The sequence below is a fragment of the Bradyrhizobium algeriense genome (genome assembly GCF_036924595.1).
Lineage (GTDB): Bacteria > Pseudomonadota > Alphaproteobacteria > Rhizobiales > Xanthobacteraceae > Bradyrhizobium > Bradyrhizobium algeriense.
This window is the reverse complement of the sequence record NZ_JAZHRV010000001.1, coordinates 1,983,087-2,006,355: the sequence shown is the minus strand read 5'-3', so window position 1 is coordinate 2,006,355 and position 23,269 is coordinate 1,983,087. Positions and strand designations below refer to the sequence as shown.

General features: G+C 63.3%; 28 protein-coding genes and 1 pseudogene. 7 read left to right on the top strand and 22 right to left on the bottom strand.

Features of this window, described 5'->3' with window-relative positions; translation table 11 throughout:
* Positions 1–142: 142 nt before the first annotated feature.
* On the bottom strand, positions 143–583 hold the full coding sequence (locus tag V1286_RS09660) for a hypothetical protein (RefSeq protein WP_334479191.1): 441 nt from the start codon (positions 581–583) through the stop codon (positions 143–145).
* A 37-nt stretch (positions 584–620) separates the two neighbouring features.
* Positions 621–1,709, bottom strand: a complete 1,089-nt coding sequence (locus tag V1286_RS09655; RefSeq protein WP_334479189.1) for a TRAP transporter substrate-binding protein — start codon at positions 1,707–1,709, stop codon at positions 621–623.
* A gap of 283 nt (positions 1,710–1,992) precedes the next feature.
* On the opposite strand from V1286_RS09655, the gene V1286_RS09650 reads away from it, so the two are divergent.
* Both V1286_RS09650 and V1286_RS09645 read left to right on the top strand, forming a co-directional pair.
* A complete protein-coding gene (locus V1286_RS09650) occupies positions 1,993–2,946 on the top strand; it encodes a cyclase family protein (protein ID WP_334479187.1) in 954 nt (317 codons plus the stop codon).
* Positions 2,947–3,233: 287 nt separating this feature from the next.
* Complete coding sequence (locus V1286_RS09645; RefSeq protein WP_108516571.1) at positions 3,234–3,458, top strand: dodecin; 225 nt, start codon at positions 3,234–3,236, stop codon at positions 3,456–3,458.
* A 133-nt stretch (positions 3,459–3,591) separates the two neighbouring features.
* Here V1286_RS09645 and V1286_RS09640 read toward each other — a convergent pair whose 3' ends face one another.
* The 18 genes and pseudogenes from V1286_RS09640 to V1286_RS09555 all read right to left on the bottom strand — a co-directional run bounded on the left by V1286_RS09640 (position 3,592) and on the right by V1286_RS09555 (position 16,541).
* Positions 3,592–3,813 carry a hypothetical protein gene (locus V1286_RS09640; RefSeq protein WP_334479184.1) on the bottom strand — a complete coding sequence of 74 codons (222 nt, stop codon included), beginning with the start codon at positions 3,811–3,813 and terminating at the stop codon, positions 3,592–3,594.
* 82 nt (positions 3,814–3,895) lie between these two features.
* Positions 3,896–4,246: a hypothetical protein gene (locus V1286_RS09635; protein ID WP_334479182.1), complete on the bottom strand. Its 351-nt coding sequence runs from the start codon at positions 4,244–4,246 to the stop codon at positions 3,896–3,898.
* Positions 4,243–5,535 carry a sulfite oxidase gene (locus V1286_RS09630; RefSeq protein ID WP_334479180.1) on the bottom strand — a complete coding sequence of 431 codons (1,293 nt, stop codon included), beginning with the start codon at positions 5,533–5,535 and terminating at the stop codon, positions 4,243–4,245. Before V1286_RS09630 ends, V1286_RS09635 begins: the two co-directional genes overlap by 4 nt.
* A gap of 133 nt (positions 5,536–5,668) precedes the next feature.
* Entirely contained in the window at positions 5,669–6,142 is a 474-nt protein-coding gene (locus V1286_RS09625; RefSeq protein ID WP_334479177.1) for a GNAT family N-acetyltransferase, read from the bottom strand.
* Positions 6,143–6,214: 72 nt separating this feature from the next.
* Positions 6,215–6,497: pseudogene (locus tag V1286_RS09620) on the bottom strand (DUF2000 family protein); the annotation flags it as partial.
* 79 nt (positions 6,498–6,576) lie between these two features.
* Complete coding sequence (locus V1286_RS09615; RefSeq protein WP_334479175.1) at positions 6,577–7,023, bottom strand: ester cyclase; 447 nt, start codon at positions 7,021–7,023, stop codon at positions 6,577–6,579.
* A gap of 128 nt (positions 7,024–7,151) precedes the next feature.
* Positions 7,152–7,358, bottom strand: a complete 207-nt coding sequence (locus tag V1286_RS09610; RefSeq protein ID WP_334479173.1) for a hypothetical protein — start codon at positions 7,356–7,358, stop codon at positions 7,152–7,154.
* A gap of 113 nt (positions 7,359–7,471) precedes the next feature.
* Positions 7,472–8,338, bottom strand: coding sequence for an SMP-30/gluconolactonase/LRE family protein (locus V1286_RS09605; protein ID WP_334479171.1), 867 nt, complete (start codon positions 8,336–8,338; stop codon positions 7,472–7,474).
* Between the two features lie 225 nt (positions 8,339–8,563).
* Positions 8,564–8,974, bottom strand: coding sequence for a DUF2000 family protein (locus tag V1286_RS09600; protein ID WP_334479170.1), 411 nt, complete (start codon positions 8,972–8,974; stop codon positions 8,564–8,566).
* Between the two features lie 92 nt (positions 8,975–9,066).
* Positions 9,067–9,456: a DUF4189 domain-containing protein gene (locus tag V1286_RS09595; protein WP_334489602.1), complete on the bottom strand. Its 390-nt coding sequence runs from the start codon at positions 9,454–9,456 to the stop codon at positions 9,067–9,069.
* Between the two features lie 168 nt (positions 9,457–9,624).
* On the bottom strand, positions 9,625–11,229 hold the full coding sequence (locus V1286_RS09590) for a molybdopterin-binding/glycosyltransferase family 2 protein (protein ID WP_334479168.1): 1,605 nt from the start codon (positions 11,227–11,229) through the stop codon (positions 9,625–9,627).
* Positions 11,226–11,930 carry an XdhC family protein gene (locus tag V1286_RS09585; protein ID WP_334479166.1) on the bottom strand — a complete coding sequence of 235 codons (705 nt, stop codon included), beginning with the start codon at positions 11,928–11,930 and terminating at the stop codon, positions 11,226–11,228. Before V1286_RS09585 ends, V1286_RS09590 begins: the two co-directional genes overlap by 4 nt.
* On the bottom strand, positions 11,927–12,256 hold the full coding sequence (locus tag V1286_RS09580; protein WP_025589337.1) for an XdhC family protein: 330 nt from the start codon (positions 12,254–12,256) through the stop codon (positions 11,927–11,929). Before V1286_RS09580 ends, V1286_RS09585 begins: the two co-directional genes overlap by 4 nt.
* Positions 12,257–12,268: 12 nt before the next feature.
* Positions 12,269–13,474, bottom strand: coding sequence for a vWA domain-containing protein (locus V1286_RS09575; RefSeq protein ID WP_334479165.1), 1,206 nt, complete (start codon positions 13,472–13,474; stop codon positions 12,269–12,271).
* A 129-nt stretch (positions 13,475–13,603) separates the two neighbouring features.
* Complete coding sequence (locus tag V1286_RS09570) at positions 13,604–14,509, bottom strand: AAA family ATPase (protein WP_334479163.1); 906 nt, start codon at positions 14,507–14,509, stop codon at positions 13,604–13,606.
* A 52-nt stretch (positions 14,510–14,561) separates the two neighbouring features.
* A complete protein-coding gene (locus V1286_RS09565) occupies positions 14,562–15,365 on the bottom strand; it encodes an FAD binding domain-containing protein (RefSeq protein WP_334479162.1) in 804 nt (267 codons plus the stop codon).
* A 51-nt stretch (positions 15,366–15,416) separates the two neighbouring features.
* A complete protein-coding gene (locus V1286_RS09560; RefSeq protein ID WP_108516919.1) occupies positions 15,417–15,902 on the bottom strand; it encodes a (2Fe-2S)-binding protein in 486 nt (161 codons plus the stop codon).
* 192 nt (positions 15,903–16,094) lie between these two features.
* Complete coding sequence (locus tag V1286_RS09555; protein WP_108516537.1) at positions 16,095–16,541, bottom strand: SRPBCC family protein; 447 nt, start codon at positions 16,539–16,541, stop codon at positions 16,095–16,097.
* Positions 16,542–16,694: 153 nt separating this feature from the next.
* Between V1286_RS09555 and V1286_RS09550 the strand changes: the two genes are divergently transcribed.
* The 3 genes from V1286_RS09550 to V1286_RS09540 all read left to right on the top strand — a co-directional run bounded on the left by V1286_RS09550 (position 16,695) and on the right by V1286_RS09540 (position 19,352).
* Entirely contained in the window at positions 16,695–18,050 is a 1,356-nt protein-coding gene (locus tag V1286_RS09550; RefSeq protein ID WP_334479159.1) for a 3-carboxy-cis,cis-muconate cycloisomerase, read from the top strand.
* A 13-nt stretch (positions 18,051–18,063) separates the two neighbouring features.
* The gene (pcaD, locus tag V1286_RS09545) at positions 18,064–18,846 is read left to right on the top strand and encodes a 3-oxoadipate enol-lactonase (protein ID WP_334479157.1); all 783 of its coding nucleotides are present in this window, start codon (positions 18,064–18,066) and stop codon (positions 18,844–18,846) included.
* A gap of 113 nt (positions 18,847–18,959) precedes the next feature.
* Positions 18,960–19,352 carry a carboxymuconolactone decarboxylase family protein gene (locus tag V1286_RS09540; RefSeq protein ID WP_334479156.1) on the top strand — a complete coding sequence of 131 codons (393 nt, stop codon included), beginning with the start codon at positions 18,960–18,962 and terminating at the stop codon, positions 19,350–19,352.
* A gap of 10 nt (positions 19,353–19,362) precedes the next feature.
* Here V1286_RS09540 and V1286_RS09535 read toward each other — a convergent pair whose 3' ends face one another.
* On the bottom strand, positions 19,363–20,217 hold the full coding sequence (locus V1286_RS09535) for a helix-turn-helix transcriptional regulator (protein WP_334479155.1): 855 nt from the start codon (positions 20,215–20,217) through the stop codon (positions 19,363–19,365).
* An 80-nt stretch (positions 20,218–20,297) separates the two neighbouring features.
* On the opposite strand from V1286_RS09535, the gene V1286_RS09530 reads away from it, so the two are divergent.
* Both V1286_RS09530 and V1286_RS09525 read left to right on the top strand, forming a co-directional pair.
* Entirely contained in the window at positions 20,298–21,179 is an 882-nt protein-coding gene (locus tag V1286_RS09530) for an SDR family oxidoreductase (protein ID WP_334479153.1), read from the top strand.
* A 111-nt stretch (positions 21,180–21,290) separates the two neighbouring features.
* Positions 21,291–22,547 carry an MFS transporter gene (locus tag V1286_RS09525; protein WP_334479151.1) on the top strand — a complete coding sequence of 419 codons (1,257 nt, stop codon included), beginning with the start codon at positions 21,291–21,293 and terminating at the stop codon, positions 22,545–22,547.
* On the opposite strand, the gene V1286_RS09520 is transcribed toward V1286_RS09525, so the two are convergent.
* The gene (locus V1286_RS09520; protein ID WP_334479150.1) at positions 22,544–23,050 is read right to left on the bottom strand and encodes a hypothetical protein; all 507 of its coding nucleotides are present in this window, start codon (positions 23,048–23,050) and stop codon (positions 22,544–22,546) included. The two genes, V1286_RS09525 and V1286_RS09520, sit on opposite strands and share 4 nt — an antisense overlap.
* Positions 23,051–23,269: the final 219 nt, after the last annotated feature.

Below are 23,269 nucleotides of genomic sequence, written 5' to 3'. Positions count from 1 at the left end.
CCGGCTGTGAAACTTCAGCAGGTAGCCGGATGAGCCAACGGGTCGCGCATTCGTGCGACCCGTCGGCTCATCCGGCCTACACTTGCTGGACATTTGAAAGGCCGCCGAGCCAGCAGGAAAATGCTTGAAAGTTTTCATGCATTCAGAAACTCGGCGGACCAACGCGAATACGCTCAAACTTCTCAAGGTTGATTTTTTTCGAGCCGTTCAGCGGAAATTCATAGTGAAAGCCGAGGCGGTCGGAGCCGGTCACATGGAGATTAAGTTCCTTTGGGCAGTCTTTTGGCGAATCGATACTTAGCGCGAACGGAATGGGAAACGTCGTCTTGGCATTTAGGAAGCTAAACGACTGAAAGCTCTTCTCCACGGTGTAGCCGTTCTCTTGCACGATTTCACCGAGCCAAAAGGATAGCCATTTCTGGGGAACGACGGGAAAGCGTTGCTTTGGATCGTCATACGCCACGAGTTCTCCGTGCAGCGTCGTCTTGCAAGCCCCAAGCGCGGCCGTCGATATCAACGTCACGACACATGCCGCCACCAGAGCGAATATGGCGGCCACCGAAACGCGCGGCATGTTGTTCACGGTGGCCCCCGGCGATCGAACATCGATGACGCGCGCTTCAGCCCTTGCGCATTTTGCTGAGCAGGAAGTTGTCGTAGTAGTTTTCCGCGATCTGCGTGTAGAACAGCACTTCCTTCATATACGCGTCGTGGCTCTCCTTGGTCTTCTTGAACAGCGCGCTCTTCTCGGCAATTTCGTTCAGATGGTCCTGGGTTGCCTTGTAGCAGGCCTCCAAGACCGGCTGCGGGAACGCGCGCAGCTCCGCCCCGCCGGCGACAAGCCGCTTCAGGGCGGCAGGGTTTACGCTGTCGTATTTTTCGATCATCCACGCGCCCGCGGCCGAACCGGCCTGGTTGAGGACCGCCTGGTATTGCTTGGGAAGCGCATTCCACTTCTCTTCGTTGACGATCATGTGCAACATGGCGCCGCCTTCCCACCAGCCGGGGAAGTAGTAGTACTTCGCCACCTTGTAGAAGCCGAGCTTCTCGTCGTCATAGGGACCGACGAACTCCGCGGCATCGATCGATCCCTTCTCGAGCGCCGAATAGACCTCACCGCCCGCGATCTGCTGCGGCACGATCCCCAATTTGGCGAGCACATGCCCGCCCATGCCCGCGATGCGGAACTTAAGGCCCTGGAGATCCTCGGGTGTCTTGATCTCCTTGCGAAACCAGCCGCCCATCTGCGTGCCGGAGTTGCCGCACAGGATCGCATGCGTCTTGAAGGGTTTCAGCGCCTCGTTGCAGAGTTCGGCGCCGCCGCCGAACGACCACCAGGAATGCTGATGGCGATGGTTCATGCCGAACGGCGCGCCGGTCGCATAGGTGAGCGCCGGCTCCTTGCCGATGTAGAAATAGAGCGGCGTTTGCGCCATCTCGACGGTCGCCGAGCTCACGGCATCGAGCGCCTGCAGGCCGGGCACGATCTCGCCTGCCGCAAACGTCTGGATCTGAAACTTGTTGTCGGTGGCGTCAGCCACGTATTTCGCAAAGGTCTGCGCCGTGCCGAAGATGGTATCGAGCGATTTTGGAAAGCTCGAGGTCAGACGCCACTTGATCTCGGGCGCACCTTGCGCGATCGCAGGCGCCGCAACCAGCGCCGTCGCGCCGGCCAGGGCGCTGCCTTTGAGGAACGTACGGCGTTTCATGATGTGCTCACTCCCTTGAATTGCGAATCCATTGGCGCGGGGGCAAGGCGCCTTCCGGGACCATTCGACCCCCATCATAACGAACTTCGAGACGTGCGTGGAAGCGCGAAACCGAGCAAATTTGGTGTGCTGTCGCCTTACACCAAAACCTCGCCGCACCGCCGCAACTGCCGGTGGCACGTCGTCCCAGGCACCTTGTCGGACTTGAAACCGCCCCGATGGCATCAGCATTATTTGTCCCAGGGCGCCGTCTCCAGAGCGCCCTCTCTTGGGAGGACTGCAGATGAAAGCATTCACATTGGGTGCGACGATCGCGCTTGCGTTTTCCACCGCCGCTTACGCGCAGGCACCAAGCTGGACCGTTCCGGCAGAAAGCCAGCGCTGTCCGTCGAAATGGGGCGCGGCCGACGAGCGCGGCTCGGGTAATCATCAGAAGCCCGCGGCCGTGATGAACGCCGCGAAGCTGATCAAGACCGGCGAGGTGATCGAACTCGCGCACGTGCTCGGCCCCAGCATGGCGTTCTTCGGAACGCGGCGCTTCGACATGCACACCAAGCGCACCTTCATGAACCAGTTCTCCAACATGCGCGGCTCGAACGAGGAGATCATCATCACCGAGCTCGGCCAGGTCGGCACCCAGTTCGACGGCTTTGCGCACCAGACCCATCTCAACAGCTGGTACAATTGCCAGAAGGTCGACGAGAACTCAGATCGCACCGGCTTCAAGAAGTTCGGTATCCATAATGTGGGCACGCTGTTCACGCGCGGCGTCCTGATCGACGTTGCGGGCTTCAAGGGCGTCGAGATGCTGGGCGACAATTACGAAATCACGGTGGAAGATCTCGAGGGCGCCCTGAAGAAGCAGAACCTGACGCTGCAGCCCGGCGACGCCGTCATCATCCACACCGGCTGGGGCAAGCTCTACGGCAAGGACAATCCTCGCTACGTGAAATCCTGCCCGGGCATCGGCGTGCCGGCCGCGCTCTGGCTTGCCGCAAAGGACCCGATGCTGCTCGGCGCCGACAACTGGCCGGTCGAGGTCGCGCCCAACCCCGACAAGCAATTGTCGCTTCCGGTGCACCAGGTCGCGCTCGTGGTGAACGGCATCCATCTGCTGGAGAACCTCAAGCTCGACGAGCTCGCGCAAAAGGGCGTCGGCGAGTTCGCCTTCGTGATGCAGCCGCTCAAGATTCAGGGCGGCTCGGGCTCGACGGTGTCGCCGATCGCGGTGCGGTAGCGGCGGTTCTTCGATTTCGGCAAGGCTTGGCGCTGTCTGATATCGCAGACCACGATCACGCCCGGGCGCAGCGTGACTTCCGCTCTGGAAACGAGCGGACGTCGCGTGACCGTTGCGCGTGTCCATTCCAGAGCCGAAGTGGACTTCACATCATGTGGCCCTCGCCCATCATAACTAAGTCGTCGGAACTCGGATGAGGGCATGGAGTTGGCTCACAGTCGGATCAAACGCCACAGCGGAGGCGGTGAACCCAGATTGCCCCGCTGACATTCCAACGGAGCTTCGCCATGCCAAACACCGAAATGAAGGATCACGTTTACAAGATCCTGGACCTCGTCGGATCCTCCGAGAAAAGCATCGAAGATGCCATTCAGAACGCCATAACCCGCGCATCAAAGACCGTTCGCTCCATGAAATGGTTCGAAGTGGTGCAAACGAGAGGCCACATCGAAGATGGATCCGTGCGCCATTACCAGGTAACCTTGCGGGTTGGATTTACCCTGGAGGGGTAATTCCTGGCAACTCAGCAGGACGAACAGAGTGAGGACGAGCAGAGTGCGTCAAGAAGCCGACGCACGTTTCGGTACGGACCTGCGTGCCCGCGCATCAAATAGCTGACATTGGGCGCTGAAAAATAGATGTCTGCTATAGCGTCGTCAGCGACCTGTCGGGGCCCGCGGCGCCGACCCGGTCTCTCAACTGATCGAACTCGCCGGGCTGATAGGTGGCCCCATCGGGCGTTACGATTTCGACGTTCCAGCAGCCGTCCGATATCAGTTCCGCGGCTTTCTTCAACGCAGCCGGAACCGACCCCCGGTTGAGGGTCACGTTTCCCGCCGTATCCTGCGCAGTAATCAAAAACCTCATATCACCGCCTCCCGGCGCAAGCCGCCGGCTATTCTGGCCGGGCGCGCGGCTGCGTCAAGAGCATAGCCAGATATCCGGGCATTCACTTCGCAAATGGGTTCACCCAGCCTCCCCGGCCCGCCGGCGCGCGCGGCGGATAGGCCGTCTCGAGATAGGTCAGCACCCTTTCGCGGTCCTTGTCGTCGAGCGGCGGCATGTTGTGGCGGCGGATCATCAGGTTGATCGAATCCTCCCACTGCGCGCGCGTCATGCCCTGCTGCGCCACCAGCCTAAAACCGTGGCAGGCGGTGCAGGCGTAGAAGGTCTCGTCGCGACCGGCGCCCGCGGCGAACTCCTCCGGGCTTTCGTCGCGCGGCGTGAAGCCCGTTTGCGCCATGGCCGGCGCTATCAAGAGCATGCCGGCCAAAGCGAGCCACGCAAAACGCCGCATCATCCGACCAGCACGGCGATGCGGTGCATGGCGTTGCCGCCATAGCCTTGCGGATTCCAGAAGCCGGCCTGATGCGGCTGCATCGCGCCCCTGGAATCGGTGGCGCGGGCCCAGACCTCGAAATAGCCGTCGCTCGGCAGCTTGATGGTCGCGGTCCAGCGCTGCCAGTCATATTTGTTCTTCGGCTTTTCCAGCGTGGTGCGCTGCCAGCTCGCGCCGAAATCGGTCGAGACATCCACCTGCTTGACAGTGAGATCGCCGGCCCAGGAGGCGCCGCGCAGTTTCAGCTCCTTGGTGCCGGCGGCGAACTTGGCGCCGTTCGCGGGATTGGTGATGATGGAGCGCACCGGCATCGACTCCAGAATGCGGAAATTCGCCGGATCGGCCTTGCCGCCGGGCACCATCGGCTTGATCGCGAGCCGATAGGAAAACTCCGTCATGCCGGGGCCGTCATGCTCGCGGTCGCGGATGGTGATGCGCGTCAGCCATTTTTGCGAGGCCGAACCCGCCCAGCCCGGCACAACCAAACGCACCGGCCCGCCATGAATGTTCGGCAGCGGCTTGCCATTCATGGCCCATACGATCAACGTGTTCGGGTCCATCGCCTTCTCCAGCCGCACGCCGCGCGAGATGGTCGGCTTGCCGGCATCGCCCGACAGATGCAGGTCGGCCGCATAATGCGCGGTGTATTTCGCTGATGGCTTGAGGCCGGCCTTCTTGAGCAGGTCGGCGAGCGGCACGCCGGTCCATTCCGCGCACCCTGCCCCGCCGTTGGTCCACTGGTTGCCGCGCGCCGGCGGCGAGAACGCCGCCCGGCCATTGCCGCCGCACTCCAGCACCATGCGGCGCGTCACCGCCTTGTACTTCGATTTCAACTCGCCGAGCGTGACCTCGATCTTGTTGTTGACCTCGCCGTCGATGGTGATCTTCCAGGCGTCGGGATCCTTGGTCTCCTCGGGGATCTGCCCGTTGTTGCGGATATAGAATTTTTCGATCGGCGTGGTGTCGTCGTCGAGCAGGCTTTCCGGCGTCTCGGCAACCAGCGGCTTTTCGCCAAGCACGACGAGGCCTTCGTTCTTGCCGGGGAATTTCAGATATTGCGGGCCCTTGGCCGCGGCCGGCGCGGCGACCTGCGCGTGGGCCTCCGGAATGCCTATGCCGTTGCGCGACAGCGGCAGACCGCCGCCGATTGCCGCGCCCAGTACCACAAGACCTGAACTGCCCAAAAATCTGCGCCGGCTGGTATCGAACCCATTGCCATCAGCCGCACTGCCGCTCGTTTCCCGCGCCATGACGTCTTCTCCCTTGTTGCCCGCCCCCGGGCTTTCTTGGCCGAACTCCCCTCCGGGAATCCAACTAGGGGGAGTATTTGCGTTTTGCAGCCGTGCCGCAAGATGGCGAGTTCGTAGCCCGCGCCTTCGCAGGTCAGTCAACGGGATGCCGAAGGTTCGTTCTCATCACATGGTTTTCGTAAGCCTGATCGCCGATCACAAAATCCGTGGAGCCGATCCTGGTAAAACCATGCCGGAGATAGAAGTCGATGGCCCGGTGGTTTTTGGCTTCGACCTTCAGCCAGACGTTTTCGCCGCCCATGTTCCTGCAGTGGTCCAGGGCATGACGCAACAGCGCGCCGCCCTTTCCGCCCGCCTGGTGCCTCGGTTGAACATACAGGGTGGTGATTTCCATCGGCGAACAATCGGCCAGCGGCGGCGCGGCCGTCGAACAAACCGTCACAAAGCCGTCAATTCCCGTCCGGTTCTCCGATACCCAGATCGCCAGATCGGGATCGACGATCGAGTTGCGAAACTTCTGCGCCGTGAATTCCGAAAGCACATAGTCTGCGAATAACGGACTGACGCCATCCCGGAGATACGTATTCACCCAGACTTCGATGCCCACCGCAGCCAGACTGGACGCGTCTCGTTCCTCGGCCTTCCTGATCATGCCTGCTCACATCGTTGCACGAGGCCTTCAAAGCGGACGTCGGCCGGCCGTTTTGAATTTATCGGCCCCACGCGCTAGCTGTGAAACTTCGACGATCTTGTCAATCACCTTGCGCTCGGCGAGCACCGGCGAGCCTGACCAGATTGAGCTCGGCTCGGATCACGGCCTTGACCACCTCGCGGTTGGCGGCGTCATGCGTGGTCTTGAACATGTCCTCGGTATAGACCGCTGGCGTGAGGTTGCGGGCCAGCGCGCGGGACAGCGCCGGGCGGTCGGCGCCGTAGATCGGGATCGGCTGGCCGATCAGCGACAATCGCATTGTCAGAGAGCGAGCCCGCCGGGATGAACCGGCGGGTTTCTGCTGTGTTCGCAGTTACTCTATTTTATGTCTATGCCGCACTCTTTGAAGGCGTTGCAGCTCCCGTCACGCCGATCTGGTTCAGCAACGTGAGCATATCGAAATAGTGCGTCGCACTCCTGACCTTTCCGCCTTCGACCCGGAAGACCTCGCAAGCTGGCACTTCGATCGGCCTGTTCGATGCCGGGATGGCACCGGTCGGCGTTTGCAGCGGCCCGGTGTGAACGCCCTTCCATACGAGTTCCAAGATGGCAGTATCGTTGCTGGCAAACTCACGTATGAATGTACCCTTGGAGTCCGGGAAGGCCTGGGCCCAGCCTTGGAGGGCTTCGATGATCTGACCCGAGCCCTCCAGGCGACGGCTCGTTGCCTTTTCGTCATACACGGCGTCGGCAGCCAACAAGTCTCTCATCTCATTCCAGTTCTTGTTGTTGTATGCGGCAACTGTGGCCTTTGCGATTTCAATGACGTTCGCCATGGCTGATCCTCCAACTGGCGCCAATGACACGCGGCGCCGAAAGCAAAGCATGTTCGCTCTTGGCGCGGCGGTCAGGCGCAGAGCACCGCTCCCAGCCGCTCACTTTGTCTATGCGCGGCGAAAAAGGTTCAAGCCCTCGCATTCGATGCGCCAAAGGAGAGACGGTAGCCGTACATCGCTGGCAGGTGCATGACTATGCGCTCCCCGAGCGCGAACGCATCGTTCGGAACGCCGCCATAGGCCACCGGAGCGCGAAACACCGCCATCACGCAATTGCCGATGCGCTTGTCGCGTCCCGCCGTACTCGGCGCCGCAATATTGCTGTGCGCATTCATTTTTCGATCGCGGGTGCATCCTTCGGCGTTCGTGATGACAGGAGAAAGTCGTGGCCGAAGCGGCGCACTTCATCAGAAGCCACGCCCGGCTCAGGCCAGGCGCACTCCTATTCTCAGCGTGTATCGACCCTGTAAGCAACAACAGTGCCATCCATCATCATCGGGATGATGACGATGCCATCCGGCCCGATCCCGAGATCGGCGCTCCCCTTCGCGAGCGGAAGGAGGCGCGTCGCTGTGCCATTGCTCGCGATGCGGAGCAGCCCGCCGGTCATCCAATCGGTGACAAGATAGCCGCCCTTACCATCGGGTTCGACGCCGTCGAGATTACCGACTGGTGTCGAGCTACCTAGATCGGACACTTTCTTCGTCGCGAGATCGACCGCCTTCATGCGGCCGGGCACCTTCGTTGAGAAGTCCGGGGCCATCTTGCCCCACGACGCGACCACAAGCCGGCCGTCCTCGACGAGGAGCCCGTTCGGATTTTCGAGCGCGTCATCCTGCAACAGGAGAGACAGCTTGCCGCCGTCGAGCACCCAAATGCTGTTTGACACCATATCGGAAGCGTAAATCCGTCCACTCTTGTCAGCCGCGAGATCGTTCAAGAACTTCGATCCGGGTGCCTCGAACCGGTTCAGGACTTCGCCCTTGGCGAGGTCGATTTCCGCAATGCGGTCCACATCTGCGACGTACAGCTTGCCATTGGCAAGCGCGAGCCCGGTCGGACTGTCGAGTCCCTTGGCCCACTCGATTGTTACGACCTTTCCATCCGGCCCGAGCTTTGAAACGAAGCCGTTGCCATCCTTTTTCATCGGATCGCCGTTGACGTTCGAAACATAGACGGCCCCCGCAGCTGGGTCGAATACCGCCGATTCGGGGTTCTTGAAGCCACTCGCCTCCCACAGCTTCTGAGGTTCCGCGGCGCCGGCGCTGAAGGTAAGAACAGCTAACATTAATGCGGAGAGCTGAGGTGTCCTCATGGTAGCCTCCTCGTGCTGCCCCGACGAACGAACAAGCCTGTTACCGCAGATGTTCCTCGGTTCTTCTTTGAAATTGCGCAGCCGGGTTAATCGGGTAGATGCAGCTGACTTGGTAGGTGGATCGCAGTGCCTGCCTTGAGGTCGCTCGCTATTCTATTACCTCTTTCAACGAGACCAGCCCTGGCGCAATGCCAAGCCAATAACTCAGGCGTTGCTCGAAAACGCCTAGCTGTGAAACTTCAGCCCGTCGACGATCTTGTCGATCACCTTGCGCTCGGCGCGCATCGCGAGGCCAACCAGGTTGAGCTCGGCGCGGATCACGGCCCTGACCACCTCGCGGTTGGCGGCGTCGTGCGTGGTCTTGAACATGTCCTCGGTATAGACCGCGGGCGTGACGTTTCGCGCCAGCGCCCGTTCGAGCGCGCGGGTGAGTGCGACGCGGTCAGCGCCGTAGATCAGGATCGGCTGGCCGATCAGCGACAGATATTTCGTGCCCGACGCGTCGCCATAGGGCTCGCCGATACATTCGGGAAAGGCTGCGGCAATGCCGCCGGCCAGGAACGAAGCGACGTTGAGTTTTTGCCACGGTTCGAGGTCGGTCCGGATGATGACCGCGATCTTGGTGTCGAATTGCATGATTGATTTGCGCCGATGACGGGATTGGGACTGTTCGCGCCAAGCGTAGCGCCAATATTTCCGAAGCGGAAGACTGCGTCAGGTGAGCAAGTTCACCCCTTGGCGTCGCAGGCCCAGGCGCGGATGACGCATTCCTTGCCGCCGAATTCGTAGCACTTCTTTGTCGCGGCGTTGAGCGAGCTCGAAATTTTGGATTTTACGGCATAGCCGTGGGGACCGCACGGATTGGTCATATCGACCGCGAGCGCGGCGCAGGCCCGATTCATGGTGAGCGCGGTGCAGTTGCCCTTGCACTGTTTCAGCGCCGCGGCACGCGCGGCGGCCTCGGCCGGATAGTCATAGGCCTGGCCGTAAGCGCCGCACTTGCCGACGGCGAACGCGCCCGCCGCCCATGCCCTCGTGATGAAGCCCGAGACGCCCAGTATCAGCGTCAGCGCAAGAATAAAGAGCGCGCGGCGCTGTGCCGCCACGGTCGAAACGATCAAATGCCCCTCCCCCGAGGTAACGGGGAAGAATCTAGCCGCGGGGAGTTTTAAATTTGGTGAACGGAAGCTTCGTAGCTTTGTAGGGTGGGCAAAGCGCAGCGTGCCCACCATAGATCAGCGAACGGGAGAGATGGTGGGCACGGCGCAAGTGCGCCTTTGCCCACCCTACAATCCTCGCGCGGCTTCCAGCGCCTGCGGCGTGTCGATATCGAGAAACGCGCTCTGACCATCGACCGGGACTTCGGCGACGGCCTCAGTGTGCTTGGCGATCAGATGGCGGGCGCCGACATCGCCGTCCAGCGTCATCAATTCTTTAAAGAAACGCCGCGACCACAGCACGGGATTGCCGCGGCGGCCGTCGCTGACGGGGACGGCGATCAGATGGCCGCGGTCCGGCGCGAAGGTTTCGATCAACTGGTCGATCAGTTTTGCGGAGATCAGCGGCATGTCGCCGAGACAGACGACGGCGCCGTCGGCGTTTTCTGTCACTGCCGCGATGCCGGCCTTGACGGAAGAAGCGAGCCCGCCGGCGAAATCCGGATTGCGGACGAACTTTACATTCAGCCCGGCCAGCGCCTGTTCGACGAGATCGGCCTGATGGCCGGTGACGACGATCACCTCGGTCGCCTTCGACGCCAGCGCCTGCTCGGCCACGATCCGCACCAGCTTCTTGCCGTCGATTTCGGCGAGCAGCTTGTTGGGACCGCCCATCCGGGTCGAGCGCCCGGCGGCGAGCACGATTGCCGTGACGTTGCGGTTGGCTTCGGTGTCGGCAACGGTGCGCGGCTGCGGCCGCGTGACGATTTCCATCAACAGGCCGCCGACGCCCATGCCGGTCAACTCGGCGCGCGTGACTTTCAAGCCGGCGAGAAGCCGCATCAGCACCCAGTCAAAGCCGTTTTCGACCGGCGAGCGCGCGCAGCCCGGCGCGCCCAATACCGGCACGCCGCCGGCGCTGCCGATCAGCAGCAGATTGCCGGGATCTACCGGCATGCCGAAATGCTCGATCGCGCCGCCGATCTCGGTGATCGCGGCCGGGATCACGTCGCGGCGGTCGGCGATCGCGGAGGCGCCGAACACGATCACCAGCTCAGCGCCGAGGCCGAGCAATTCCTTGATCGATGCCGCGAGATCAGCCTCATCGTGCGGCACGCGGCGCTCGGCAATGATGCTGGCACCGGCGGGCGCCAGCCGCTCCGCCGTCACCCGCAGGGTCTTGTCGATCACCTTTGGCGAAAGCCCCGGCAACAGGGTCGAAACCACGCCGACCTTCTTGATGACATAAGGCGCAATCCGCAGTGTGCCCTTGCCAGCGACATTAACGGCCGCATCACGCAGCTTCGCTTCGACGCCGAACGGAATGAGTTTGACGGTCGCGATCATCTCGCCTTCGACCACCGGCTTGAAAGCCGCGAGCGTTGCAAAGGTGATGGCTTCGTCGACACCGTTGATGCGGTCGACCGCGGCGCGATCGACCACCAGCACGCCGGCCTGTGCGGCGAACAGATTGGAGCGGCCGGTAAAGGCGCGCTCGACATTGACGCCCTCGCCGGCAACGGCCTGCGCAATGCTGGCAGCGGCTTCGTCTTCGGAGACGTCACCCGCCTCCAGCCGCACCACGACGATTTCCTTGACCCCGGCCTTGTTGAGCGCCTCGACCTCGGCGGAACCGATCGTGGTGCCTTTCTTCAGCACCAGCGACCCCTGCCGCAGCGTATGCACGGTGACGCCGCCAATCGCGTCTTCCGGACTGGCGGGACCGAACTTCATGCCGCCTGTACCTTCGCGGTTTCTTTCGGCAACCGCAGCTCGGCGGTGATCTCGGCCATGATCGCGACCGCGATCTCCGACGGCGACACCGCGCCGATGGAAAGGCCGATCGGCGCATGGATGCGCGCGATATCGGCGTCCGCCGCGCCCTGCGCTTTCAAGCGTTCGGCGCGCTTGGCATGGGTCTTTCGCGAGCCGAGCGCGCCGATATAGAAGCAGCCGCGTTCAAAGGCATGCAGCAGCGCCGGATCGTCGATCTTGGGATCGTGCGTCAGCGCGACGAACGCCGTGTAATGATCGATATTGAGCGGCGGCAGCGCCACGTCGGGCCACTCCGCGATCAGCGGCACGTCGGGAAAACGCTCGGGGCTCGCAAAGGCCGTGCGCGGATCGACCACCGTCACGTCGTAATCGAGCGAGCGCGCCAGCGGCGCCAAGGCCTGGCTGATATGAACCGCGCCGACGATGACGAGCCGCGCGGTCGGCGCGTAGACGTTGAGAAACAGTTTTTTGCCGCCGCTCTCGATCATGCCGCTCTTGCCCATGCGGAGCTGCTTGGCAAGTTCGGCGCCCAGCGGATCGACAGCGATGTCCTCGGCCTTCACCAGCCGCTGCTCGCCATTGGCGGTATCGGTGATCACGATGACGGGCCGGCGCGCGGCGCGCTCAGTATTTACCTGTGTGAGAGTTTCCAGTTTCACGACTGGCCCACCTTCTCTACGAAGACGCGGATGGTGCCGCCGCAGGACAGGCCGACATTCCAGGCGGTTTCGTCGGCGACGCCGAATTCCAGCATTTTTGGCTTGCCGCTGGCGATCACGTCCAGCGCCTCGGTGACGACCGCGCCCTCGACGCAGCCGCCGGAGACGGAGCCCAAGAACGTGCCGTCATCGTTGATGACGAGGCTGGAGCCGGCCGGCCGGGGCGCCGAGCCCCAGGTCTCGACCACGGTCGCCAGCGCCACGCCGTGGCCGGCCTTCTGCCAGTTCTCGGCGGCCTGCAGAATGTCCTCGTCGCGATTGAGCATTTTGAAGCCCTTTCAAGCTGCGGAGCGGATGCGGCTCATGTGGTGCGGCGGAGGCGGCGCCGAAAGCGCCGCGATCAGCCCTTCCATCGAACTCAAATTATGTACCGGGCGGAATTCGTCAACGTGCGGCAGCATCATTTTGATACCCTGGGCCTTGGCCTCGAAGGCGCTGTAGCGCAGCAGCGGGTTGAGCCAGATCAGGCGGCGGCAAGACCTATGCAACCGGTCCATCTCGAAGGCGAGCTTGGCGTCGGCCTCGCGCTCCAGCCCGTCTGATATCAAGAGCACGATGGCGCCCTGCCCGAGCACGCGGCGGCCCCACAATTTGTTGAAGCTGTGCAGTGAGGTGGCGATGCGGGTACCGCCGGCCCAGTCCTCCACCGAGGACGAGCAGCTCGCCAGCGCTTCGTCCGGATCGCGCGCCCGCAGCGCCCGCGTCACATTGGTCAGCCTTGTGCCGAACAGGAACACGGAGACGCGCTTGCGGGCGTCGGTGATGGCATGGAGGAAGTGCAGGAACAGTCGGGTATATTCGCTCATCGAGCCCGAGATATCCAAGAGCGCCACGATCGGCGCCGGCTTCTCGATCAGGCCGAGCTTTCTGATGTCGATGATCTCGCCGCCGGTGCGCAGACTGCTGCGCAGGGTTCGCCGCATGTCGAGCTTGAGGCCCTTGGCGTCCGGCTGGTAGCGGCGGGTGCGCAACTCGGCCTGCGGCAGCTTCATATTGGCGATGGCGCGGGTGACCTCGGCGATCTCGGCCGCGCTCATCTGCGCAAAATCTTTCTTCTGCAGGATCTCCTTGTCGGAGACCGACAGCCGCAGTTCCTGTTCCTGCACCTCGTGCGCCTCGTCGCGCATCGACGGCTGCGCCAGCGCCTCCTGCACGCGGCGCGAGGCCGGCGGCGGCTTCTTTTTGGCGTGATCGGGCAATGGCACCGAATCCAGCATGTGCTTCCAGTCTTCGGCGGCGCGGAAGAACAGGTCGAAGGCCTGGGCAAAGATCAGCATATGCTCGTGGCGCTTGACGAAGATCGCTTCCAGCGTGGCATAGACGTCGGCGCGGTGGCCGATCTCGATTGCCTGCAGCGCGTTGAGCGCGTCGATGACGGCGCCGGGGCCGACGGGAATCCCTGCCGCGCGCAGCGCGCGGGCGAAGCCGACGACATTGTCGGCCATGTGGCCGGTCGGCGGATTGAGATGGTCGATGTTGGTCATGGTCAACCCGGTTTCCACTCTCTCGTCATTCCGGGGCGATGCGTCAGCATCGAACCCGGAATCTCGAGATTCTCAGGTGCGCAATTGCGCACCGTAGTTCGATGCTGCGCATCGCCCCGGAATGACGACCTAATCGCTCGTCGCTTCCTTCAAAACCTTTTGCAGCGTGTCGCCCTGCATGCGCGCGATGTCGTCCTGGTATTTCAACAGCGCGCCCAGCGTGTCGCCGACCATTTGCGGCGTCAGCGAGCGGGCGTCGAGCTCGGTCAGCGCGGTGGCCCAGTCGATGGTCTCGGCCACGCCCGGCGACTTGTAGAAATCCTGGTCGCGCAGCGCCTGCACGAAGCGCACGACCTGCTGCGACAGCTTTGCGGAAATATCAGGCACGCGCGACTTGACGATCGCAAGCTCGCGCTCGGCCTCGGGGTAATCCACCCAGTGATAGAGGCAGCGCCGCTTCAGCGCGTCGTGGATCTCGCGGGTGCGGTTCGAGGTGATGATGACGATCGGCGGCTGCGGCGCCTTGATGGTGCCGAATTCGGGGATCGTGACCTGGAAGTCGCTGAGGATCTCCAGAAGATACGCCTCGAACGCCTCGTCGGCACGGTCGAGTTCGTCGATCAACAGCACCGGCGCGCCGGCCACATCAGGCTCCAGCGCCTGCAGCAGCGGGCGCTTGATCAGAAAGCGCTCGGCGAAAATGTCCGACGACAATTGTTCGCGGTCGGTATCGCCGGCGGCTTCCGCCAGCCGGATCGCGATCATCTGCGCCGCGCTGCTCCACTCGTAGACGGCGGAGGCGACGTCGAGCCCCTCGTAGCATTGCAGGCGGATCAGTTTTCGCCCGAGCGCGGCGGACAAAACCTTTGCGATTTCGGTCTTGCCGACGCCGGCCTCGCCTTCGAGAAACAGCGGCCGGCCCATGCGCAGCGACAGGTAGGCCACCGTCGCCAGCGACCGCTCGGCCAGATAGCCGCGCGAGGTCAACAACTCGAGCATGCCATCGACGGATTTGGGCAGCGCCGATGCACTCATGGGCAAACCTGTTCTGGGAAAGCCAATCTTGATACGCTAATAATCGGCAAACTTACTTCGCCGTTGCGGCTTCGACGGCGCGGCGCGTCAAGACGCCTATCAGGTGCGCGCGGTATTCGGCGCTGCCGTGCAGATCGCTGTTCAGCCCTTCCGACGACACCGAAATGCCGTCGAGCACCTTGTGCGAGAAACGCTTCTTCAGCGCCTCCTCAAACTGGGTAGCGCGGAACACGCCGTCCGAGCCGGCGCCGGTGACGGCAACGCGCACATCCGACGGCCGCTTGGCGACGAACACGCCGACCAGCGCGTAACGCGAAGCTTGGTTACGGAATTTGATGTAGGCCGCCTTCTTCGCCAGCGGGAACATCACCTTGGTGATGATCTCGTCGCTCTCCAGCGCGGTCGTGAACAGGCCCTGGAAGAACTCTTCCGCCTTGAGGCGGCGCTTGTTCGTGACGATGGTGGCGCCGAGCGCTAGCACCGCTGCGGGATAGTCCGCGGTCGGGTCGTTGTTGGCGAGCGAGCCGCCGATCGTGCCTTTATGGCGCACCGCGGGATCGCCTATCCCGCCGGCGAGTTCGGCGAGCGCCGGAATGGCTTCGCCGACGATCGACGACGTTGCGACTTCGGCATGGCTGGCGGTCGCGCCGATCACCAGCGAACGGCCCTTCATCTCGATGGCGTCGAGCCCTTCGATATGGGAGAGGTCGACCAGGTGCGGCGGGCTGGCAAGGCGCTGCTTCATGACCGGCACCAGCGTATGGCCGCCGGCGATCACCTTGGCGTCTTCGTTCTTCACCAGCAGATTGGCGGCCTGCCGCACGGTCGCCGGACGATGATATTTGAATTCGTACATTGAGAACTTCCTGATCGCGGTCGCGATGAAATCAATTAAGCGAGATCGGCCTCAAGCAAGATCAGACTTGGCCATCGCCTTGGCGCCGGCGGCGATCGAGGCAACGATGTTCTGGTAGCCGGTGCAGCGGCACAGATTGCCTTCGAGCTCCTCGCGAATGACGTGGTCGGAGAGGTCATGGCCCTTGCGATGCACCAGATCGACCGCCGTCATGATCATGCCGGGGGTGCAGAAGCCGCATTGCAGGCCATGATGCTCGCGAAAAGCTTCCTGCATCGGATGCAGCGGCGCGCCGTCGGCGGCCAGGCCCTCGATGGTGCGGACCTCGTGGCCGTCGGCCATGACAGCGAGCGTGGTGCAGGACTTCACCGCCTTGCCATCGAGATGCACGACGCAGGCGCCGCATTGCGAGGTATCGCAGCCGACATGGGTGCCCGTCAGCCGCAGATTTTCCCGCAGCAACTGGACCAGGAGGGTACGGGGATCGATATTGGCGTTTACGGGGTTACCGTTCACGATCAGGGAAATCTTGGCCATCACCACTCTCTTGAGCTGCACCGCCGGATATGCCGGCAAAGCAGGCGTTTATAGTCATTCCAAGGCCCATAATATGGGCCATCCCGGTAATGAGCAACCTCAGGAGCCCCTCGCCTGGGGCATGGCCTGAGTGACTTGACGGCCTGTTAGACCGGGTTCGGCCCGCGCAGAATCAGCCTTGGTCAGCCTTGATCAGCCTTGCACGGCCTTGGCGAAATTGGCGAAGAACTCGTCGGCCAGTTTCTTGGCCGCGCCGTTGATCAGGCGCTGGCCGAGCTGGGCGAGCTTGCCGCCGATTTGGGCCTCGACGGTATAGCTCAGCAGGGTACCGCCATCCTTTTCAGCGAGCGCCACGGTGGCGCCCCCCTTGGCAAAGCCGGCAACGCCGCCCTCGCCTTCGCCCGAGATCTTGTAGCCATTGGGCGGATCGAGATCGCTCAAATTGACCTTGCCCTTGAAGCGGGCGGAGACCGGTCCGACCTTCATTTTGGCGGTGGCGCGGAAGCCGTTGTCCTCGGTCTTTTCCAGCTCCTCGCAGCCGGGGATGCAGACCTTCAGCACTTCCGGATCGTTCAGCTTGGCCCACACGGCCTCGCGCGACGCCGCAAGCTGGACTTCGCCGTTCATCGTCATGGCCATGGGGGTGCCTCCTGGATCGCGCCTGATATCCCCAAGTAAAGCACGCCCGGGCCAAAAGGAAGGGCGATAAGCGATGCATATTCGCAAGTGCAGCAGAGCCAAACCGATAAGGGCATTGGCAGCGACAGGCCGGGATGGTTAGGTCGCGAGCAGATGAGCACCGCACTCTCCCCATTGCTTGCCCCGATGCTGTCGAGCGCCGCCATGCGCGCGATCTGCGACGATGCGGCGGCCCTGCAAAACATGCTGGATTTCGAGGCTGCGCTGGCGCGCACCGAGGCCGCGCTGGGGGTCATTCCGGCAAGTGCTGCGGGACCGATCACGAATGCGTGCAGGGCCGAATCATTCGACCTCGCCGCGCTGGCCGACGCCGCCACCCGCTCCGGTAACCTCGCCATCCCGCTGGTCAAGGCGCTGACGGCCAATGTCGCCAAGGTGGATGCCGAGGCGGCGCGTTATGTCCATTGGGGCGCGACCAGCCAGGACGTCATCGATACCGGCGCCATGCTCGGCCTTCGCGCCGGCATCGACGCGCTGCTCGCCGACATCAGCAGCGCGATCGCGGGCTTTGCCGGATTGGCGCGTCAACACCGCCACACCCCGGTAGTCGCCCGCACCTGGCTCCAGCATGCGCTGCCGATGCCGTTCGGGCTCAAGCTCGCCGAATATGCCGCGGCGCTGCACCGCTCGAAGCTGCGGCTGCAGCGCTTGCGCAGCGAGACGCTGGCGTTGCAATTCGGCGGCGCGGCCGGCACGCTCGCGGCGCTGGGCGACAACGGACTAAAGGTCGCAGAAGGACTGGCAGCGGAGCTCAAGCTGCCGCTGCCGGACGCGCCCTGGCACACCCACCGCGACCGCATCGCGGAAGCAGCCTCGGTGTTCGCCATTATCGCCGGCACTTGCGGCAAGATCGCGCGCGATGTTTCGCTGATGATGCAGACCGATGTCGGCGAAGCGTTCGAACCATCGGGCGAAGGCCGCGGCGGCTCCTCCACCATGCCGCACAAGCGCAATCCCGTCGCGGCAGCCAGTGCGCTTGCCGCAGCCACCATGGCGCCCGGTCTCGCGGCGACGATTTTTGCGGCGCAGGTGCAGGACCACGAGCGTAGCGCCGGCCCCTGGCACGCCGAATGGCCGACGCTGCCGACGCTGATGCTGGTCACCTCGGGCGGGCTGGCGGCCATTGTGGATATCGCCGAGGGGCTGGAAGTCGACGCCGCGCGCATGCGCAGCAATCTCGACACGACGGACGGACTGATCATGGCCGAAGCGGTGACGATGGCGCTGGCCGAAAAGGTCGGCAAAAGCGACGCACATCACCTGGTCGAAGCGGCCAGCAAGAAAGCGGCCAAGGACAAGAAACATCTGCGCGATGTCCTGACGGCGGACGCCAAGGTCACCGCGCAGCTCGACGCTGATAAAATCACTGCGCTGTTCGAGCCGATGGCCTATCAGGGCGCCTCGCAGGCCCTGATCGACCGCCTGCTCGCTTCGCTGGACGACAAGTGACCGGAGAATCCCTATGCCGATGATCGATGCCGACGGGTGCCTGCTCAACGTATCCGTCGAAGGCCGCGACGGCGGACCGACGCTGATGCTGTCGAATTCGCTGGGCTCGACCATGCAGATGTGGGAGCCGCAGATGAAGGCGCTGACGCAGGTGTTCCGCGTCATCCGCTACGACCAGCGCGGCCACGGCAAGTCAAACGTGCCGCCCGGGCCCTATTCATTGGAGCGTTTCGGCCGCGACGTGCTGGCGATCCTCGACGACCTCAACATCGCAAAAGCCCATTGGTGCGGCCTGTCGATGGGCGGCATGGTCGGGCAATGGCTGGGCGCCAACGCGTCAGACAGGTTCGGCAAGATCGTGCTGGCCAACACCACCTGCCACTACCCGGACCCGACGCGCTGGAACGAGCGCATCAAGGCCGTAAAGGAAGACGGCATCGCCGCGGTCGCCGACGCCGTGATGGCGGGCTGGCTGACGGCGGATTTTCGCGAGCGCGAGCCGCAGATCGCAGCCAACATGAAGGCGATGATGCTGGCCACGCCGGTCGAGGGCTACATCGCCTGCTGCGAGGCGCTGTCGACGCTCGACCAGCGCGAGCTGCTGCCCAGGATCAAGAGCCCGACGCTGGTGATCGCCGGCCGCCACGACATGTCGACGACGATCGCGGACGCCGAATTCATGCGCAGCCGGATTCCGGGCGCGAGCATGACCATCCTCGATGCGGCGCATATTTCCAACGTCGAGCAGCCGCACGCCTTCACCGACGCGGTGATCGGTTTTCTGACGCAACGCTGACAACCACAACCAGGGACGTCATTGCGAGGAGCGAAGCGACGAAGCAATCCATGTCTCAGCAAGCCGTGAAATGGATTGCTTCGCTTCGATCGCAATGACGGGGAGAACGTACAATGGACGACAACCAACGCCGCGACGACGGCATGGCCCAGCGCCGAAAAGTGCTCGGCAATGAATGGGTCGACAAGTCGATCAAAAACCGCAACGCGTTCAATACCGACTTCCAGGACCTGATCACCCGCTACGCCTGGGGCGATATCTGGACCCGGCCGCATTTCGACCACCGCACCCGCCGCGTGCTCGTGATCGGCACCATGGTCGCACTGGGACAGTGGGATGAATTCCGCCTGCATGTGCGCGCAGCCCTTGCCGAAGGCGGCTTCACGCCCGACGACATCAAGGAAATCCTGCTGCAGCAGGCGATCTATTGCGGCGTGCCGGCGGCCAACCACGCGGTCAAGGAAGCGAACGCGATCATTGCGGAATTAGATTTGCTGAAGGGCTAGGGCTTGCGCTTCATGGCTGCACCGGCAGCGATGTAACGAGCGACCTGATCCGGTCGGCATCCGATCGCGTGACCGGATTGTAGACGATCATGCCAAGGTCCGGCCGGCCGTCGACGGCGAACGCCGAATATTCCAGCGTGATCTGCCCGAGGATCGGATGGCGGAGGCGCTTGATGCCTTCGCCGTAAACGTTGACGTTGTTGTCGCGCCACAAGGCTTCGAATTCAGGGCTGAGCCGGCAGAGTTCGTCGACGAGTTGGCCGACTTCGGAAACAGCGCCTGCGCGCGCTGCGTCCGCCCTGAACGCGCCGACCACGAAACGCGCCACGCTTTCCCAATCATATTGCGCGGCCCGCACCCGCGGATCGCCGAAGATGAGGCGAAGGATGTTGCGCTGGCCCGGAGGAAGCTTGCCGTAGTCAGTCAGGACCGCAGCAGCCGCGCGATTCCATGCAACGACATCCCAGGTGGCCGTCTTGATCAGGGCAGGACTGGCATCGAGTGCATCAAGCAGGCGCTGCAGGCGAGGCGTTACGCCTTCGGTGGCCGTGTAGCGAACCTCGGGCGGACGCCCGAGTCCGAGCAGGAAGAGATGTTCGCGCTCGATGTCGGTCAGCATCAGCGCGCGGGCGATCCGGTTCAACACATCAGCCGAAGGAGCCCCGCTGCGACCTTGCTCCAGCCACGTGTACCAGGTCGGGCTGATGTGGGCGCGCTGGGCGACCTCCTCCCGGCGCAGCCCCGGCGTCCGTCTGCGTCCCACCGCGAAACCGAGGGCGGCCGGATCAAGCCGGGTGCGGCGATCCCTGAGATAGCTTCCGAGCAGATTGTTGGTTTCGACGCTCACGCTGATCCTGTTGGTCATTATACCACGATAACATCACTACTTTAACATGACAGGCGCTTGGCCAATATCCGCCTCCAGACATCATTGGAGACTTTCACTTGCGCATCTTCGTTACCGGCGCGACCGGCTTTGTCGGCTCCGCCGTCGTCCACGAACTCATCACATCGGGCCATCAGGTACTTGGTCTCACCCGCTCCGATGCCGGAGCGAGCGCACTCGCGGGCCTGGGCGCGGAAGCCCATCGCGGCTCGCTCGAAGATCTGGAGAGCCTTCGCGACGGCGCGCGCAGGGCGGACGCTGTCATCCACACCGCCTTCAACCACGACTTCTCGAGATTTCTGGAGAATTGCGCGGAAGACCGGCGTGCGATCGAAGCGATGGGCGCCGAGCTTGAAGGGTCCAAGCGGCCGATGCTGGTGACGTCAGCATTTGGCTCGCTGGCGCCGGGCCGGATCGCGACCGAGGCCGACAGGCCCGCTCCCGATTTCCCGCGCGCCTCCGAGGCCGCGGCCGCTGCCGTTGCGGCACGGGGTGTGCGCGCGTCCGCGGTCCGGCTGGCGGCATCGACCCATGGCGATGGCGATCACGGTTTCGTCCCGCGCCTGATCGATATCGCACGCGAGAAAGGCGTCGCGGCCTATGTCGGTGATGGAGCGAACCGCTGGCCCGGTGTGCACCGGCTCGATGCGGCCCGCCTCTACCGGCTTGCGCTCGAACAGGTCGTCGAGGGCGGCCCCTATCACGCGGTCGCCGACGAAGGCGTGCCGTTCAAAAAGATCGCCGAAGTGATCGGCCGCAGGCTCGGCGTGCCCGTCATTTCCAAAACGCATGACGAGGCACCTGCGCATTTCGGCTGGATCGCGAGATTCGCCGCGATGGACATGCCGGCCTCGAGCGCGCGCACCAGAGCGGCGGTGGGATGGAAGCCGGAGCAGCCGGGGCTCATCGCCGATCTCGATCAGGACAACTATTTCGCCTGAGCACGCCCAAGTGTCTTGAGCGCCGAACCACGAGCGTGTATCGGCGCGAGCAAAATGCCGGCCCGGCAGCATTGCAGCGCCGAGCCGGTGAAGTCCTGCCCAGGTGATATCTTGAACTCCGAACATTCGACGAAACCCGTGGCGGCTTCCGGCTCGTTCGCGGCCTTGAAGTCCGCGCCCTATCGCGCCCAGTTCATGGCCTATGTGCTGGCCATGATGGCCGACAATATCGAGCACGTGATCAGCTATTGGGTGGTCTTTCAGAAATTCCATTCCCCCGCGCTGGCCGGCTTCGCGGTGCTGTCGCACTGGCTTCCGTTCCTGCTGTTTTCGGTCGCCGTAGGCTCGCTGGCGGACCGGTTCGATCCGCGCCGTATCATCCAGTGCGGGATGCTGCTCTTCATCGTGGCCTCGGCAGGATGGGGATTTTTCTTCATCACCGACACGCTTGAGATGTGGCACGCGATGCTGCTGCTCGTCATCCATGGCTGCGCCGGCGTGCTGTGGCAGACGCCGAACCAGTTGCTGCTCTACGACATCGTGGGTCCGGCCAATCTGCCGAGCGCGGTGCGGCTGAACGCGACGGCGCGCTATCTCGGCATCCTGGTCGGTCCGGCCGTGGGCGGCGTCATCATGCTGGCGCTCGGCCCATCCGACGGCATCATTTTCAACACGCTGTTCTATCTGCCGATGCTGCTCTGGCTGTTCTGGGCGCCCACGAAGGCCAAGGACGCCGCACCCCGACGCATCCCCGTCCGCGGCCTTGCCGACATCATGCAGACCATCCGCGACATCGGCACGCAGCGGGTCCTGACCTCGATGACGCTGCTCGCCGGGCTGACTTCCTTCATGATCGGCAACGCCTACCATGCCCAGATGCCGGGCTTTGCCGGCGATCTCGGGCATGGCGACCCCGGCGTATCCTACAGCGTGCTGCTGGCCGCCGACGCCGCCGGCGCGCTGCTTGCGGGCGTCGCCCTCGAAGCGTGGGGACGGCTGAAGCCTGATCCCCGGACAGCCATCGTGCTCGCCATTCTGTGGAGCCTGTCCCTGCTCGCCTTCGCGTCCGTCGGGATTTACACGCTTGCGATCGCATTGCTGTTCGCCGCCGGTTTCTTCGAGCTGTCGTTCAACACGATGGCGCAGGCGCTGGTGCAGATAAATGCCCCCGCCGACATCCGCGGCCGCGTTGTCGGCCTGTTCAATATGGCCGGCCTCGGCATGCGGGCGTTCAGCGGCATCACCGTGGGCCTCGCCGGTGCCGCGATCGGCATTCACTGGTCGCTCGGCGTGTCGGCTGCCGTGCTGTTGGCGTCTCTGTTCGTCCTGTATCGCCGCGCTGCAAAGAGCGGCTCGTCGTCGAACTAGCTTCGCTGAAGGGATAGCTCGGTGGGCGCAGCGCCGGCCTGCTGCGGCGGCGCGGGCCGCTCGATCAGCATGATAATGACGGTGCCGAGCATCATCATGAGCTCGGCCGCATGCAGCCGAAGCGCTGAAGTCTCGCCGGCCTGCGAGGCCATCAGCACGCCGGCAAAACTCATCACGCTACCGATCAACAGTGCGATGCCGAGCGCTTCCTCGCAGCCGCCGCTCCGGCGGGCCGACGCGCGGGTGATGAAAACCAGAAAGGCCGCAAGGAACGCCACCACGGTCATCTGGCCGAGCGCCAGCAGCCAGGCGACGCGAACGGTGGCCAATCCACTGAGCTGCAGGTGGTCGCTGACGAACAGCGCCAGCGAAATGTTCGGCCGCTCATAGAGACCGTGGATCGGCGAAACGACGATCTTGAAGGCTGCGATGGTCCAGGCCGGAATGAAATAGGCCGCCAGCAGCGCGCCGTTGAATGTGCTGATCCGCCTGTTTCCGATCATGCCGCTTCCCCCCAGCCCCCAACGGGGCGACGGCGACCTAACGCCCGCAAAATCCGGGCGGCAATTTAAACCGTTTGTTCACCTTAATTTCCCGGACCATCCATTTGCCCCCGGCTTGACCCGAGGGTTCATCACACGAGTTCGGCCATGACGGTGGCGGGCCGAGCGCCACAAAAGAAAAGCCCCGCCTTTCGGCAGGGCCTTCTTCACTCACTCACC

Coding starts and splice junctions, on each gene's coding strand:
- V1286_RS09540 (WP_334479156.1), top strand. CDS start 18,960: ATGGACGACAACCAACGCCGCGACGACGGCATGGCCCAGCGCCGAAAA.
- V1286_RS09580 (WP_025589337.1), bottom strand. CDS start 12,256: ATGCTCAATCGCGACGAGGACATTCTGCAGGCCGCCGAGAACTGGCAG.
- V1286_RS09575 (WP_334479165.1), bottom strand. CDS start 13,474: ATGACCAACATCGACCATCTCAATCCGCCGACCGGCCACATGGCCGAC.
- V1286_RS09565 (WP_334479162.1), bottom strand. CDS start 15,365: ATGTACGAATTCAAATATCATCGTCCGGCGACCGTGCGGCAGGCCGCC.
- V1286_RS09560 (WP_108516919.1), bottom strand. CDS start 15,902: ATGGCCAAGATTTCCCTGATCGTGAACGGTAACCCCGTAAACGCCAAT.
- V1286_RS09550 (WP_334479159.1), top strand. CDS start 16,695: ATGAGCACCGCACTCTCCCCATTGCTTGCCCCGATGCTGTCGAGCGCC.
- V1286_RS09655 (WP_334479189.1), bottom strand. CDS start 1,709: ATGAAACGCCGTACGTTCCTCAAAGGCAGCGCCCTGGCCGGCGCGACG.
- V1286_RS09570 (WP_334479163.1), bottom strand. CDS start 14,509: ATGAGTGCATCGGCGCTGCCCAAATCCGTCGATGGCATGCTCGAGTTG.
- V1286_RS09650 (WP_334479187.1), top strand. CDS start 1,993: ATGAAAGCATTCACATTGGGTGCGACGATCGCGCTTGCGTTTTCCACC.
- V1286_RS09635 (WP_334479182.1), bottom strand. CDS start 4,246: ATGATGCGGCGTTTTGCGTGGCTCGCTTTGGCCGGCATGCTCTTGATA.
- V1286_RS09645 (WP_108516571.1), top strand. CDS start 3,234: ATGCCAAACACCGAAATGAAGGATCACGTTTACAAGATCCTGGACCTC.
- V1286_RS09615 (WP_334479175.1), bottom strand. CDS start 7,023: ATGGCGAACGTCATTGAAATCGCAAAGGCCACAGTTGCCGCATACAAC.
- pcaD (WP_334479157.1), top strand. CDS start 18,064: ATGCCGATGATCGATGCCGACGGGTGCCTGCTCAACGTATCCGTCGAA.
- V1286_RS09640 (WP_334479184.1), bottom strand. CDS start 3,813: ATGAGGTTTTTGATTACTGCGCAGGATACGGCGGGAAACGTGACCCTC.
- V1286_RS09590 (WP_334479168.1), bottom strand. CDS start 11,229: ATGAAGTTCGGTCCCGCCAGTCCGGAAGACGCGATTGGCGGCGTCACC.
- V1286_RS09520 (WP_334479150.1), bottom strand. CDS start 23,050: ATGATCGGAAACAGGCGGATCAGCACATTCAACGGCGCGCTGCTGGCG.
- V1286_RS09600 (WP_334479170.1), bottom strand. CDS start 8,974: ATGCAATTCGACACCAAGATCGCGGTCATCATCCGGACCGACCTCGAA.
- V1286_RS09630 (WP_334479180.1), bottom strand. CDS start 5,535: ATGGCGCGGGAAACGAGCGGCAGTGCGGCTGATGGCAATGGGTTCGAT.
- V1286_RS09610 (WP_334479173.1), bottom strand. CDS start 7,358: ATGAATGCGCACAGCAATATTGCGGCGCCGAGTACGGCGGGACGCGAC.
- V1286_RS09605 (WP_334479171.1), bottom strand. CDS start 8,338: ATGAGGACACCTCAGCTCTCCGCATTAATGTTAGCTGTTCTTACCTTC.
- V1286_RS09535 (WP_334479155.1), bottom strand. CDS start 20,217: ATGACCAACAGGATCAGCGTGAGCGTCGAAACCAACAATCTGCTCGGA.
- V1286_RS09555 (WP_108516537.1), bottom strand. CDS start 16,541: ATGGCCATGACGATGAACGGCGAAGTCCAGCTTGCGGCGTCGCGCGAG.